Origin of the sequence: Lapidilactobacillus luobeiensis (assembly GCF_024345205.1) — a bacterium.
Lineage (GTDB): Bacteria > Bacillota > Bacilli > Lactobacillales > Lactobacillaceae > Lapidilactobacillus > Lapidilactobacillus luobeiensis.
In genome coordinates this window covers 1-14,919 of record NZ_BROC01000042.1, presented here as the reverse complement: position 1 = coordinate 14,919, position 14,919 = coordinate 1, and the positions used below count along the sequence as shown (strand labels likewise).

The window sequence follows — 14,919 nt, the reverse complement described above, 5'->3', positions numbered from 1 at the left end:
CGGTCTTCTTTTGTCAACTTTATCTTTAAATAATTTATTCTTTGACATTGACCTCCCGAGTAAAACTTTACACTAAGGTTCGTCGTCAAAAGTAATGACTTAACACACGCATCGTTGACCGTAGCCACCACAACAGTTTATGTAGCCTTCATTCTCATTTAGGTGAAGAAATACGAGCGCCGAATGAAAAGGCTTTTAGAAACAATAAGATGAGAATAAAACATTGAAAATGAAAAGATCACGATGCAAATTATGAAAAATTTTATGTATAAATGGGTTGATTTTTCAATGGGGTTCGCGCTACGCTATAATCAATCGTATTAAGGGGTGTAGCGTTTTGAGGAAGGATCCAATTGAATTAAAGTGGTTATTTCTGGGCTCGTTGATCACGAACACTGGAATCAGTTTCATTTGGCCATTAACAACGATTTATATGCATGAGTATTTGCATGAACCGTTGACGACCGCGGGCATTGTTTTATTGATCAATTCGGTCTTCACGGTGATCGGAAATTATATCGGTGGTTGGTTGTTCGATCACTGGCGACCGTATGAAACGATTTTATTAGGGATCACGATCGCGGCGGCGTCAGCTGGCGTTTTGATTTTCTGGCATGGTTGGCCGATTTATGCGGTGTTGTTGATCATTCTGGGCTTGGGCAATGGGATCGTGGTGACTTGTGTCAACTCGATCGCGACGATGATAAAAAGTCATCAGCCTAGTTATGTTTTTAATGTGCTTTATTTTACCAGTAATCTAGGCCTAGTTTTTGGCTCATTGATCGTTGGTTTCATTTTGCCTTTAGGGATCAGTTACATTTTTGCAACGGCTTTTGGCCTTTTCATTATTTTCTGGGTCGTGGCTTTGTTGACCTTCCGTCAGTTGAACCAGGCAAAACAAGCGATTCGGCGTGCGCGAGTCGACACCGATCGCGCCGAGCAGACGCGGGAGAAATGGCCGATCTATTTGCTATTGCTGACGCTATTCGTGGCCTGGATCGGCTATGAGCAATGGCAGAGCAATATTTCCGCGTATATGCTGCACTTAGGGATGTCGGTGCGGTCATATAGCTTTTTGTGGACGGTCAATGCCGTTCTGATCGTAACCTTACAGCCACTATTGACTCACTTTGATGGCTATTTATCGCAACATTTGCGGGGGCGGCTTTACACAGGCTTCGCGTTTGTTTGTAGCGCGTTTCTGATTTTGATCTACGCGAATCACTACGCTTGGTTCGTCATCGCGATGGCGGTTTTGACAGTGGGCGAAGTGATTGCTTTTCCCGCAGTCTCGACCTTTGTCAATGAACGCGCGGCTCTTCAAGAAAAAGGAAAGTATCAGGGCTTGGTCACGATGGCGGCATCGGCAGGTCGAGCGGTGGGGCCTTTAGTTGGCGCGTTGATCATTGAATCGATCTCCTACCCATTGCTGTTTGTTTTTTGCGCGCTCCTGATTTTGGTAGCTGTCCTGATCTTTGCGGCTAGTGGCCGTAAGCAAAAACCAACGCCGACACCACGACGCTTAGGTCAATGAGCGGGGCACCAATATCCAATCATCAAGGATCTGGTCAATGGCGGATCAGCCGACTTTAACTAGTCAAGTTGGCCCTCGTTTTTATTACGGTAGCTGTTTGCTGCTGAGAAATGGCGCAAGATATGGTTGGCTTTTAAAATAAAAAAATGTGCTGAGGTCAAGGCGCTGCTGGTCCGATGAGGATCCGCAGCGCTTTTTATAATTCACAAAATGCCCCACCTTTATTAATCAGTGCTACACTTTACGTATGGACATAATAAGTTGGAAATTCTACTTGGCGTCGAGTAAAACCTGACTTTGATTGTCTTGACAGTATCTTTGCAGAATAGCAGTGGCGATTTGACCGGCTTTATACTTTGTTTTTTGACCGGATAGAAAATATCGATCGATGAAGATGAGTTGGTGATGCTAGCTTGATTTGATCGACAATCGATCAACGACCAGCGAATTCACAAATAATCAATTCTGGTTTTTCTTGCGTCATTCTCGTCAATTAAGTTGGCTGATTTCTGGAAATCAGAGTCGATCGGGTCACTTACAAAAATAAAGTTGTCTATTCTGCAGTGACGGCGGCAGTGGGCGTTTGCCCCAACTTGTCTAGTTATTTGTTGTAAATGGGTGCGGACGTTACTAGTAAGCCCTTTCAATTCGTGCTACATTAGGATTTGGGAGTTGTGGTGATGAAGAAATATTTGCAGATTTATCATGATTTACTCAATGACATTCAGTCTAATAAGTATCAACAGGGTGATCTCTTGCCTAGCGACCAGCAGTTGGTCATGCGTTATCACGTTTCCCGGGAAACGATTCGCAAGGCGGTGCGGTTGTTGGCCAATGAGGGGTATTTGCAAACGATCCGAGGCAAGGGCAGTCTGGTGCTTAATGCGGACCGGCTGAACTTTCCTTGGGCGTCGATCGAAAGTTACCGCGAGTTGGTCAAGCAAAACGGGTTGGATTCGGTCAATGATCTGGTTCAGGTCAATTACCATGTCCCGGTTCCTTCCAGTTTGCTTTATGGCGCGCCGGAGCTGACGTCGCAGTTGATCGTGCGGCGGCGGATCGTGGCGGGAGAGCCGTTGATCGTCGATTATGACTATGTTAATGAGCAAGTTGCTGCCGATGTTCCCATCACCGCGGCTCGGGACTCTCTTTTTCATTATTTCGAAGAGACTTTGGGCTTGAAAATCGATTACGCGATCAAACATATCACCGTTGAGCCGGCAAAATACGATGATTGTGTTTATTTGGAGATCGATCAAAGCACACCGATCGTGGTGGTCCGCAGCGAAACGCATTTATCAGATAATCGGATTTTGTCTTATACGGAGTCGCGGCACCGCGCCGATAAATTCAGTAGCGTGGAGTTCGCCCGCCGGCATAAATAGTGAAAATAGTGAAGGAGGCCCTTGATCATGTTCCATTTTAAGAAAGAACCAGCGCCGCATACCGATGACTTGTTAGCGCCTGTTGGTGGGCAAGTTTTGTCCCTGAGTACGGTGTCAGACCCGGTGTTCGCCCAGAAAATGATGGGTGATGGCTTGGCGATCAAGCCAAACGAAGGTGATTCAGTGGTAGTCGCGCCGATCAGCGGTGAGGTGACTGTGGCGCAGGGACACGCGTTCGGGATCCGCCGCGACGACGGCTTGGAAGTGTTGGTCCATATCGGTGTGGACACGGTCAATTTACAGGGCGCGCCCTTCACCATTCACACCAAACAGGGAAAAACCGTCCGGGCCGGCGCCAAAATGGTGACCGTGGACTGGGCGCAAATCACCGCGGCGAAATTAGATCCCACCGTGATGGTGCTGATCACCAATACTAAAACGAATCTCGCACAATTAAAAGTCAATTATCAACAAATCGCCAGTGGCGCCGTTGTTGGGCAAGCCACCGCGAAATAGGAGGATTTTTTGAATGGCTAAAGATAATAATTACCAAGATCTGGCAGCCAATATCATTAAGTACGTCGGCGGACCAGAGAACGTTGATAAAGTGATCCACTGTATCTCACGACTACGCTTTTATTTGAAAGATGAGAAAAAAGCCGACACCGACAAAATCACAGCGTTACCCGGCGTTGCAGGAGCGTTATATAACGCTGGTCTTGGGCAGTATCAAGTCGTGATCGGACCTGCGGTGACGGATGTTTATGATCAAGTCGTCGCGCAATTGGGCAGTAGCGTCGTTGATGAAGACGCGACGAATCAAGCGGTCGCCGCAACTCAGGAACAAGCGCAAGCAGAACGGCCGCATAATCTTTGGGGCTGGATCTCGCGGGGCTTTAAGTTATTGATCGGCACGATCACCGGTTCGATGATCCCGATCATTGGCTTGCTAGCCGCTTCAGGTATTTTAAAAGGTTTCTTGACATTATTCACGTACAACTTGAACTGGATCGATACCAAATCGACCACTTACGTCATTATCAACGCGATGGGCGATTCAACGTTCTACTTCTTGCCGATCCTCGTGGGCTACACCGCCGCGAAGCAACTTCATTCCGATCCGATCACCGTTGCGGCCATCGCCGGCGTCTTGGTCCACCCGACCATCGCGGCGTTATGGGCGGCGCCAACTAAGGGCATGGCCACTTTACTGGGGATCCCGTTGAACGCGACCTTCTTCGGCCTGCCGATCCACATCCCTCAATACACTTATTCGATCTTCCCAATTATTTTCGCTGCTTGGTTAGCGCGGCCAGTGGGCAATTGGCTGAAAAAAGTCCTGCCACTGAGTTTGCGTTCGATTTTCCAACCGTTATTCACCTTATTCATTGTCGCCAGTGCCGTCTTGGTCGTAATGGGGCCAGTGATCTCCTTAGTTTCCGCTGGGTTAGCCGCGATCATCAACTTCTTGGTTACCGCCAATGAAGCCATCGCCGGCCTGATCATTGGGGCCTTCTACCAGACCTTGGTTATCTTCGGGTTACACTGGATGATCGTGCCAATTGTCTCCAATGACATTGCCATGACGGGACACTCCGTCTTAAATGGCTTGATCAACTTCACCATGATCGCGCAAGGCGCTGGTGCCTTAGCTGTTTGGGCGAAATCCAAGCGCCCTGATATCAAAGGATTAGCAATGAGTGGCGCCTTATCAGGATTCGCTGGCGTCACCGAACCAGCGATGTATGGGATCAACTTGAAATACGGTCGGGTCTTCTGGATGGCCAGCATTGGTAGTGCCGTTGGTGGCTTAGTCGCCGGCTTGATGCACATTGATATGTTCGGCTTTACCGGTTCTTTGATCGGGTTCCCATCCTTCTTCTCGAAATCTAATCCGAATAACATCTGGACCTTTGTGATCGCCAGCGTGATTACTATCGTGATCTCCTTTGTCTGTGTTTACTTCTGGGGCTTCTCAGACGCTGACCTGGACAAGCAAAAGGGTGCTAAAAAGAAGAACGTCTTCAAGTCTGCGGTCAATGATTGATTTTTGACTTGTGCTAAGGCTTCTGTTGATTGTTTTGTGTTTAATTGCAGGTTCTGGTGGGTGTTGCGCGTGAGCGCAACCGGTTCGGTCCATTTGTGCGGCTGGAACGCAGTGGGCATCGTTTTGAGCCAATCCGCAAAAAGTGCGGCTTGTCTCAAAATCGAGCCTTATTCTAAGCGGTAAACCGCTAAGAATAACGTCACTGCTGAGCCGCATGGCCCGAACCGGTTGCTGGGCAGCACTGAGCCTATCTGCAATCGAAGGCGAAGGATTTGACGAAGTGCTTTTGCAAGCTAGAGGTTAAAACAATCGCCAACTGTTTTGGTGGTACTGCAACGTCAACAGATTCGGGGACATAGGTCGGTATATTTCGGATAGTGCCGCCAACTTTATCTCACTTACTTAAACGGATTTTGTTGGAAACCGACCGATTCAGTTGATTCGCTGAGAACTAGTTCTGTTCATCAGATGGACTGCGCTGGTGTCGCCAATTTGAAGCTTGTGCCCACTAACCACGGTCGTCAATTGCGTGGCTTTCCATCCATTGGCCATAGCTTACCAGTTGGCGTGCGTGCTCAAACGGCTATTAGAGCGTTGAGCGGCCGGAGCGGAGAAATTCGGGGTGAGATCGCCGTGTCGTTATTCTTAGCGGCTCTGCCGCTTAGAATAAGGCTCAGCTTTGAGATTTTCGGCGCCCTTCCGAAAAGCTCAAAGTGACGCCCACAGCGAGCTCACCCCGAATTTCGCAGCGCAAGCTGCGGCCAGTCTACTTTATACAGCAAATAAGCAATCCCAATCAAAGTTGCCGCGCCGCAGGCTTTTCCGCGGTATCTATTCAAAAGGAGGAACTTTTTATGAAAGCATCAGATTGGCAAATCGCATATCACGATATTTCTAAGGGAGTGAACTCCTACGGTCAGGAGTCGATCTTGACTCTTGGCAACGGCTATTTAGGTTGGCGGGGGGCGCCACTGCTGAGTTCGTACAGTGACGACCATTATCCCGGCCTTTATGTCGCTGGTATTTTCAATCAAACTACAACGGCGGTCAATCACCGTGATATTGTGAATGAGGACATGGTCAATTTGCCGAATCCGCAACTGTTGCGGCTGCGGATCGACGGAGAACCAGTGACTCTGAATTACGATCAGCGGCAGGCGGTTTTACAAATGGATCAAGGCGTTCTCACGGAAACACTGACTTTTCCCGCGAAACAGGGTCACCTTTATTTGGAAACAAAAAAAGTCGTCGATCCAATCAATTATCATCGGATCGCGACGCAAGTTAGTTTGCGTTTGGACTTCTCGGCAAAAGTTGAGATTCAAAATCTGATCGATGGTACGATCCAAAATCGTAACGTTGCGCGGTACCGTGAGTTTAATAGTCAAGAGTTTAAGGTGACCGGACAACAAGGCCAACTATTGGTCGCCCGGACCTTACGATCTGGGGTGACGCTGGTCGTTGGTGGTCGCAGTACCAGCGAGCAGCTGACCTTTAAGACGACTTATCCGGATCAACAGATCTGTGATGAGGCCACGATCCAATTACCTGCCAATGAGACTTTGACCTTCGAGCGGGTGATGGCCGTGGCGACGAGTTATCAGGATCAAGATCCGATCACTACGGTTCAACAGAATTTAGACGCGGCAGATTTTCAACAGATCCTAGCAAGCAGCCAGGCTCACTGGCGAGATTTTTGGCAAAAAGCCGATGTCCGATTGACTAGCGCGGAGCCTGATCTGCAACGGTTGGTGCGCTTCAATATTTTCCAGCTGCATCAAGCGGCGCAAGACCAAGCCAATCCGGATCTGGATGCGTCCGTAGGTTCTCGCGGCCTGACTGGTGAGGGTTATCGCGGTCATATTTTCTGGGACGAGATCTTCTTCTTGCCTTATTATGCGGCGACGACGCCGAAAACCGCCGCGGCGCTTTTGCACTATCGTTTGAAAAGATTGCCTGCCGCGAAAAAAAATGCGCGGTCGCAGTACGAACATGGGGCGATGTATCCTTGGCAGTCAGCGATGTCTGGCGATGAGCAGTCGCAGATCATTCATTTGAATCCAATGACTCATCGTTGGTATCAGGATAATTCGCGGTTACAACGCCATGTTTCTTTGGCGATCGTCTACAATTTGTGGTATTACACTCAGGTCACTGGGGATCAAGGGATTTTGGCCGCAGGGGGCTTACAGCTTTTACTGGAAACCAGTAAATTCTGGTTGAATAAGGTCACCTATGATGGCCAACGTTATCACTTGTCTGGGGTAATGGGACCTGACGAGTTCCATGAAGCCTATCCCCACACGCAAGTCAGTGGGTTGCAGGACAATGCCTATACTAATATCATGTTGGTTTGGTCACTGAATTGGTTGTTGGCGTTACGCCACCAGCAGTCGGAAATATTTGCTCAAGCTTGCCAAACTGTTGATTTTAGCGCCGAACTTTTGCAAAAGGCGACAGATGTGGCCCACAATCTAAGTCTCCATATCGATGATCAGGGTGTGATCGAACAATATCAGCGTTATTTTGAATTGCAGACACTAGACTTAGATGCTTACGCGAAAAAATATGGTGATATCCATCGGATCGACCGGATCCTCAAAGCCGAAGGAAAATCTTCCAACGACTATCAGGTGGATAAACAGGCCGACAGTTTAATGGCTGTTTATAATTTGGGCGCCCAACAAGTTGAACAGATCGTTCGGCAACTGGGCTATCAATTGCCGCAAGATTGGCTCCAACGGAACCGTGACTATTACTTAGCGCGGACCGTTCACGGGTCAACTGTTTCACGACCGGTTTTCGCCTATGTCGATCTATCTTTAGGCGAGTTGAAGCGCTCCTTAGATTATTTAGTCACCGCGATCAAGTCCGATTATATTGATATTCAAGGCGGCACCACCGCAGAAGGCATTCACACTGGCGTGATGGGCGGCACTTTGGCCGTGATCGAACGGGGTTTCGCTGGGCTAGATCTGACTGGCGCGCAACTCACCTTGACCCCCCATATCCCCGCGGCGTGGCAACAGTTAAAGTTCCAACGCCAATTTCACGGCACTTGGTTCAGCTTTGATTTCCACGATCAAAAGGTGGTCATCAATGCCGATCACGACGCAAAAGTGATCGTGCAAGGGCAGCAATATCACCTGTCGGCGCAAAAACCGTTGATGATCACGCTGATGTGAAGTTATTCCTTTGATCTTTCTGAGCGTGATCGAACCGGGCAATCGTTGCTGGCGGGATTATCTGAATAGGCACAATCATTTACTGAAATCCTGATTCAAAAAGTGATCGTGCTTATTTGTTTTTTCAAATAGGCCTACTTTTTGTCAGTGTAAGCGTTAAAAAAGACGAATAGACAGCTTCGTGATATAATCAACTTACCAATTGGCAGTTAGATAGTTCTGAAAATAAGGATCTGCTCGCGTTTGATCGGTGAAATAAATCAAGTCACTGCCAAATGGTAATTCGATTTTGCAGTGCTCGTCAGTAAACGAGCTTGACGTGATGATGTTTGGTTAGGATCAATTTTGTTCGATGCCTAAATTTTTTCAGTTTAGGCATTTTCTTATGTAGTTTTTGTAAGCGCTTTAAGTATCGATTGGGGGATCGATTTGGTAATTGTAGTCGGGGGGAGCCGTTTTACAAGGATTGGGGAGTAAGTCAGCGAAAAAAGTTGTCTACTCAAAATTTGTTTAAACAACAATGGTTGGCGCCAACTTGTCTAGTTTTTCCGCAACGGAGGCAAGCCGCAATCATGTAAGCGATTTTTCCCTGTGCTAGGATAAGCTCGGGGGTCGGGGAAGATGAAAAAATATTTACAGATCTACCATGATTTACTCACAGATATTCAAAACAAGAAGTTTAAGAAAGGGGACTTGCTGCCAAGTGATCAGAAATTAGTGATGCGTTATCATGTTTCGCGGGAGACGGTGCGTAAAGCGGTCCGTTTGTTGGCGAATGAAGGCTACATTCAGACGATTCGGGGGAAGGGTAGTCTGATTCTCAGTACCGAGAAATTAATGTTTCCGTTCTCGTCGATCGAAAGTTATCACGAGTTGGTCGCTCAAAACCATTTACAATCGACTAATGATCTGGTTTCGATCCACGACCATGTCGCGGTGCCAGTGGCTTTGCTGAACGGCGCGCCGGCTTTAACGACGCAATTGATCGTGCGCAAACGGGTCGTTGATGATGTGCCCGTGATTTTGGATTACGATTACGTCAATGAGGCAATCGTGCCGGAGATACCGGCGACTGTCGCGCAACGTTCTTTGTTCGACTATTTTGAATCGACGCTCCATCTGAAAATCGATTATGCGATCAAGCATATTGCCATCGAACCGGCGGAATATGACGATTGTGTGTATCTGGGGATCAATCAGAGTGTGCCGGTGTTGGTGGTGCGCAGCGAAACGCATTTGTCGGATAATCGGGTGCTGTCTTATACGGAGTCGCGGCATCGCGCGGATAAGTTCAGTAGTTTGGAATTTGCCCGACGTCATCAGTGAAAAAACCGGTTGATCGGTGATGTTGGATTTGATTGCAGGTTTTGGTGGGTGTTGCGCGTGAGCGCAACCGGTTCGGGCCATTTGTGCGGCTGGAACGCAGTGGGCATCGTTTGAAGCCAATCCGCAAAAAGCGCGGCTTGTCTTCAAATCGAGCCTTGTCCTAAGCGGCGGAGCCGCAAAGGACAATTTCACTGCTGAGCCGCATGGCCCGAACCGGTTGCTGAACAGAATTGCGCCGATCTACAATCGGAGTTGGATATCTGACGAAGTGCTTTTGCAAGCTAGAGGTCAAACAATTGCCCACTTTTGAGGTGGGACGGCAATACCAACTGATTTGGATCAGGAGGTCGGGACATTTTGTGCAAGCAGAACAACACTACTTGTTTCCGTAACCAATCCATGTGTGGAAACAGACCGATTCTGCTGATTCGCCAAGATTCTGTCTCAGTTCATCAGACAGACTGCGCTGGTGTCACCAATTTAAAGTTGGTAACCACTAACCACGGTCATCAATTGCGTGGTTCCCCATCAATTGACGATAGCTTGCCAAATGGCGTGAGTGCTCAAGCGCCTATTATAACGTTTAGCGGCTGGAGCGGAGCGATTCGGGGTGAGATCGCCGTGAAATTGTCCTTGGCGGCTCTGCCGCTTAGGACAAGGCTCAGCTTTGAGATTTTCGGTGCATTTCCGAAAAGCTCAAAGTGACGCCCACAGCGAGTTTACCCCGAATCGCGCAGCGCAAGCTGCGGCCAATCTACTTTCAACCACCTTCAAGCCATTTTAACCAAAACCGCAGGGGTCAAATTCGCTAGTACCAAGTTTTAGTACCAAAATGGGGGGATTCAAATGTTACATTTCAAGAAAAAAGAGCAGGTCCATACTGATGAGATCTTCGCGCCGGTGACGGGCCAAGTGATCGAGCTGAGCACGGTTTCCGATCCGGTTTTCGCACAGAAAATGATGGGCGAAGGTTTCGCCATCATGCCTGACGCTGATGAGTCGGCGGTCGTCGCGCCAGTTAGCGGTGAGGTGATCATCGCCCAAGGTCACGCTTTTGGGATCCGGCGTGATGATGGGTTGGAATTTTTGGTTCATGTGGGGATCGATACGGTCGCGTTGAAAGGCGCGCCCTTCAAAGTCCATGTTAAACAGGGTAAGCAGGTCGTTAGTGGGGAGAAGATCATTACTGTTGATTGGAGCCAGATCGAAGCGGCTCAACTCGATAAAACAGTCATGGTTTTGATCACCAATTCAAAAACTAATCTGGCCGCGCTTAATGTCGATTATCAACACGTTAGTCTAGGTGACTTGCTGGGCAAAGCAAGCGCTAAGGCTTAGTCACAGTCATAGGGGGAAAAGAAAATGGCTCAAGACTATACTCAATTGGCGACTGACATTATTAAATATGTCGGTGGACCAAGTAATATCAACAAAGTGATCCATTGTATCTCACGGTTACGTTTTTACCTGAAGGACGAGACCAAGGCGGATAACGCCAAATTGACCAATCTGAATGGGGTCGCGGGGGCGATCTATAATGCCGGTTTAGGACAATATCAAGTGGTGATCGGCCCGGCTGTCGAAGATGTTTACGACGCGGTGATCGCCCAACTTGGTGATGATGTAGTCGACGACGCGGCGACGCGGGAAGTTGTCGAAGCCACCCAAGCTCAGGCGAAAGCAGCCCGGCCCACCAATCTTTGGGGCTGGATCGTGCGCGGCTTCCAGTTGTTGATTGGGACGATCACCGGCTCGATGATCCCAATCATTGGCCTGTTAGCCGCTTCAGGTATCTTAAAAGGATTTTTGACATTATTTACTTCTAATCTGCATTGGATCGACACCAAGTCGACAACGTTCGTTATTATCAATGCCATGGGCGATTCGACTTTCTACTTCCTGCCGATCCTCGTGGGCTACACCGCCGCGAAACAACTCCATTCTGAACCGATCACCGTTGCGGCGATCGCGGGAGTTTTGGTCCATCCGTCCATTGCGGCGTTATGGGCAGCGCCAACTAAGGGAATGGCAACATTATTGGGTATTCCGCTGAACGCCACCTTCTTTGGGCTACCGATCCACATTCCCCAATACACTTACTCGATTTTCCCAATTATTTTCGCCGCGTGGCTGGCACGACCAGTGGGCAATTGGCTGAAAAAAGTGCTGCCACTGAGTTTGCGTTCGATTTTCCAACCGTTGTTCACCTTGTTCATCGTGGCCAGCGTGGTCCTAGTCTTAATGGGCCCGGTTATTTCGATGATTTCGGCAGGATTTGCGGCTGTGATCAACTTCTTAGTAACAGCCAACGAAGCCATCGCTGGACTGGTACTAGGTGCCTTCTATCAAACTTTAGTTATTTTCGGCTTGCACTGGATGATCGTCCCGATCGTGTCCAACGATATTGCCATGACCGGACATTCGGTTTTAAACGGCTTGATCAACTTCACCATGATCGCGCAAGCGGCGGGGGCTTTGGCAGTTTGGGCGAAATCCAAACGCGCTGACATCAAAGGTTTGGCCATGGCTGGCGCCTTATCCGGGTTTGCTGGTGTAACTGAACCGGCGATGTATGGGATCAACTTGAAATATGGCCACGTCTTCTGGATGTCCAGCATCGGGAGCGCGGTGGGCTGTTTCGTCGCTGGTTTGTTCCACATCGACATGTTTGGCTTCTCCGGCTCGTTGATCGGCTTCCCGTCCTTCTTCTCGGCGCAGAATCCGAATAACATCTGGATCTACTTGATCGCGTCAGTGATCACCATCGTTGTTTCCTTCACTTGCGTTTACCTTTGGGGCTTCAGTGATGCTGATTTAGACAAAGTCAAAGGTGCGCAGAAGAAAAATGTTTTCAAAGCAACCGCATAAGGAGCTTAAAATGATTACAGATTGGCAGATCGAATATCAAAACATTCCTAATGGCCCGCGTTCTTATGGTCAGGAATCGATTTTAACGTTAGGCAATGGTTATCTGGGTTGGCGCGGCGCACCGGTGCTGGCCCAATATAGTGATGATCATTATCCGGGCTTGTATGTGGCGGGGATCTTTAACCAGACGACCACTCAGGTCAATCATCGCGATATCGTTAATGAAGATATGGTCAATTTGCCCAATCCTCAGCTGATCCGTTTGTTTATCGATCATCAACCGGTGACCGTTGACTATGATCAACGCTGTTCTTGCTTGAACATGGACCGTGGGAATCTGACTGAGCATTTTGAATACGCTTTGGCACAGGGACGGCTGTATGTGGATACACTGAAAGTAGTTGATCCGCTGCACTATCACTGTTTTGCGGAGAAAATCAGTTTTCATTTAGATTTTTCAGCTCAGGTCACGATCCAAGGCATCGTTGACGGTTTGATCCAAAATCAAAATGTGGCCCGGTATCGTGAATTCAATAGTCAAGAGTTCAAGATCACAAAATTAGGCGACCATTTATTACAGGCTCGTACGCTGAAATCAGAATTGGAGTTGGTCATCGGCGCGCGGACCACCAGCGAACAGGCTTCGTTCACGACGACTTATCCGGAACACTCTGTGATCGACGAGGCAGTGGTTTCCTTGAACGCAGGCGAAGAATTTACTTTTGAACGGACCATGGTCGTGGCGACCAGTTATGAGACCACCGATCCAGTCGCTGAGGCGACTACTGAGTTGGCTCGGAGTAGTTTTGCGACGATCCAAGCGAATAGTCAAGAACATTGGCGGACATTCTGGCAACATGCGGATGTTCAAATCGAGACGGACGATCCAGACTTACAGCGGTTGGTGCGAATGAATGTGTTTCATTTGCATCAGGCGGCGCAACATTTGGCTAACCAAGATCTTGACGCATCGGTAGGTTCCCGGGCGCTGACGGGTGAGGGTTATCGTGGTCATATTTTCTGGGACGAATTGTTTCTAGTTCCTTATTACGCGGAAATGGATCCAGATACTGCCTATGATATTCTTCAATATCGCCTGAAACGCCTGAACGCCGCGCGCAAAAACGCCCATGCTCAACATGAAATAGGAGCGCTGTACCCGTGGCAATCGGCGATGTATGGCGATGAACAGTCACAGGTGATCCATCTCAACCCGATTACCCACCGCTGGTATCAAGACAATTCACGTTTACAGCGCCATATCTCGCTGGCCGTGGTCTATAATATTTGGTACTATACCCAAGTTACTGGCCGGTATGATTTACTCAATGACGGTGGCCTGAAAGTGTTGTTGGAGACCAGTAAGTTTTGGCTCAGTAAAGTGACCTATGACGGCGAACGTTATCATTTGAACGGGGTGATGGGGCCGGATGAATTTCACGAGGGGTATCCAAGCGCGACAACGCCAGGCCTGAACGACAACGCGTATACCAATATCATGCTGGTTTGGTCTCTGAATTGGTTATCCGAATTACGTCATCATCCGGAAGTCGAGTTCACAGCGGCTTGTCAGGAAACGGATTTTAGCCATCACTTGTTGCAAAAGGCCAGTGATGTCGCCAATAATTTAACGATCTATATTGATGATCAAGGGGTCATTGAGCAGTATGAACATTATTTGGCGCTAAAGGAGTTAGATCTGGACGCCTATCGTGAGAAATACGGTGATATCCATCGGATCGATCGAATCTTGAAATCCGAAGGAAAGTCGCCAAATGATTATCAGGTCAACAAGCAAGCGGACACCTTGATGGCTGTTTATAATCTTGGTGAGAAAATGATGCAGCAATTGGTCAACCAATTAGGTTACCGCCTCCCGCGCAATTGGCTCCGCCGCAATCGTGATTATTATTTGGCGCGTACGGTCCATGGCTCCACTGTTTCGCGGCCAGTTTTCGCCAGTGTCGATGTGATCCTTGGCGAGCTGGATCATGCGGTGGAAAATCTCGTCACGGCGATCCGCTCCGACTATGATGATATCCAAGGTGGCACTACCGCCGAGGGGATCCATACCGGGGTCATGGGGGGACCTTGGCGGTGATCGAGCATGCATTCGCCGGGATCAAATATTTCGAGGGCCAGGTGATCATCGAGCCACAGATCCCGCGGAGTTGGCGGCGTTTGAGTTTCCAACAGCGTTTCCGTGACAGCTGGCTGAGCTTCACGTTCCAGAATAGTAAATTAACACTGGAAGCGGATCAGGACATTTGTGTCGTCGTGCAGGAAAATCGGATCCATTTGACCGCAGGCCGCGCAGTTCAAGTTGTTTTGAATCCACGCTTCTAACCAAGAGACGTAGGTGATTTCTTGCCTGCGTCTTTTTTTTGACTCGCTTGATGGCAGGAGATGCTGGGTTTTGGTGGTGACGCAACCGCCTCAGGGCGTTTTTAGTGGCTGGAACGCAGTGGGCATCGTTTGAAGCCAATCCGCAAATACGGCGGCTTGTCTTCAAATCGAGCCTTTGTCTAAGTGATAAATCACTAAGACAAATTTCACTGCTGAAACGTGTTCGCC

At 48.6% G+C, this 14,919-nt stretch carries 10 protein-coding genes; all 10 read left to right on the top strand.

Annotated features, from left to right (window positions below; translation table 11 throughout):
• Nucleotides 1-337 precede the first annotated feature (337 nt).
• The 10 genes from OCU21_RS10850 to OCU21_RS10805 all read left to right on the top strand — a co-directional run bounded on the left by OCU21_RS10850 (nucleotide 338) and on the right by OCU21_RS10805 (nucleotide 14,691).
• Complete coding sequence (locus tag OCU21_RS10850) at nucleotides 338-1,534, top strand: MDR family MFS transporter (RefSeq protein ID WP_125599437.1); 1,197 nt, start codon at nucleotides 338-340, stop codon at nucleotides 1,532-1,534.
• 680 nt (nucleotides 1,535-2,214) lie between these two features.
• On the top strand, nucleotides 2,215-2,919 hold the full coding sequence (gene treR / locus OCU21_RS10845) for a trehalose operon repressor (RefSeq protein WP_125599440.1): 705 nt from the start codon (nucleotides 2,215-2,217) through the stop codon (nucleotides 2,917-2,919).
• Between the two features lie 27 nt (nucleotides 2,920-2,946).
• Entirely contained in the window at nucleotides 2,947-3,435 is a 489-nt protein-coding gene (locus OCU21_RS10840; RefSeq protein WP_125599443.1) for a PTS sugar transporter subunit IIA, read from the top strand.
• A 13-nt stretch (nucleotides 3,436-3,448) separates the two neighbouring features.
• Nucleotides 3,449-4,966, top strand: a complete 1,518-nt coding sequence (locus OCU21_RS10835; RefSeq protein ID WP_261807423.1) for a PTS transporter subunit EIIC — start codon at nucleotides 3,449-3,451, stop codon at nucleotides 4,964-4,966.
• Nucleotides 4,967-5,820: 854 nt separating this feature from the next.
• Nucleotides 5,821-8,151: a glycosyl hydrolase family 65 domain-containing protein gene (locus OCU21_RS10830; RefSeq protein ID WP_261807422.1), complete on the top strand. Its 2,331-nt coding sequence runs from the start codon at nucleotides 5,821-5,823 to the stop codon at nucleotides 8,149-8,151.
• 621 nt (nucleotides 8,152-8,772) lie between these two features.
• Nucleotides 8,773-9,477, top strand: coding sequence for a trehalose operon repressor (gene treR, locus OCU21_RS10825; protein ID WP_261807421.1), 705 nt, complete (start codon nucleotides 8,773-8,775; stop codon nucleotides 9,475-9,477).
• Between the two features lie 846 nt (nucleotides 9,478-10,323).
• Nucleotides 10,324-10,815, top strand: a complete 492-nt coding sequence (locus tag OCU21_RS10820; RefSeq protein ID WP_261807420.1) for a PTS sugar transporter subunit IIA — start codon at nucleotides 10,324-10,326, stop codon at nucleotides 10,813-10,815.
• Between the two features lie 24 nt (nucleotides 10,816-10,839).
• Entirely contained in the window at nucleotides 10,840-12,345 is a 1,506-nt protein-coding gene (locus OCU21_RS10815; protein ID WP_261807419.1) for a PTS transporter subunit EIIC, read from the top strand.
• A gap of 10 nt (nucleotides 12,346-12,355) precedes the next feature.
• Complete coding sequence (locus OCU21_RS10810) at nucleotides 12,356-14,446, top strand: glycoside hydrolase family 65 protein (RefSeq protein WP_261807418.1); 2,091 nt, start codon at nucleotides 12,356-12,358, stop codon at nucleotides 14,444-14,446.
• A complete protein-coding gene (locus OCU21_RS10805) occupies nucleotides 14,443-14,691 on the top strand; it encodes a glycosyl hydrolase family 65 domain-containing protein (protein WP_261807417.1) in 249 nt (82 codons plus the stop codon). Before OCU21_RS10810 ends, OCU21_RS10805 begins: the two co-directional genes overlap by 4 nt.
• Nucleotides 14,692-14,919 lie beyond the last annotated feature (228 nt).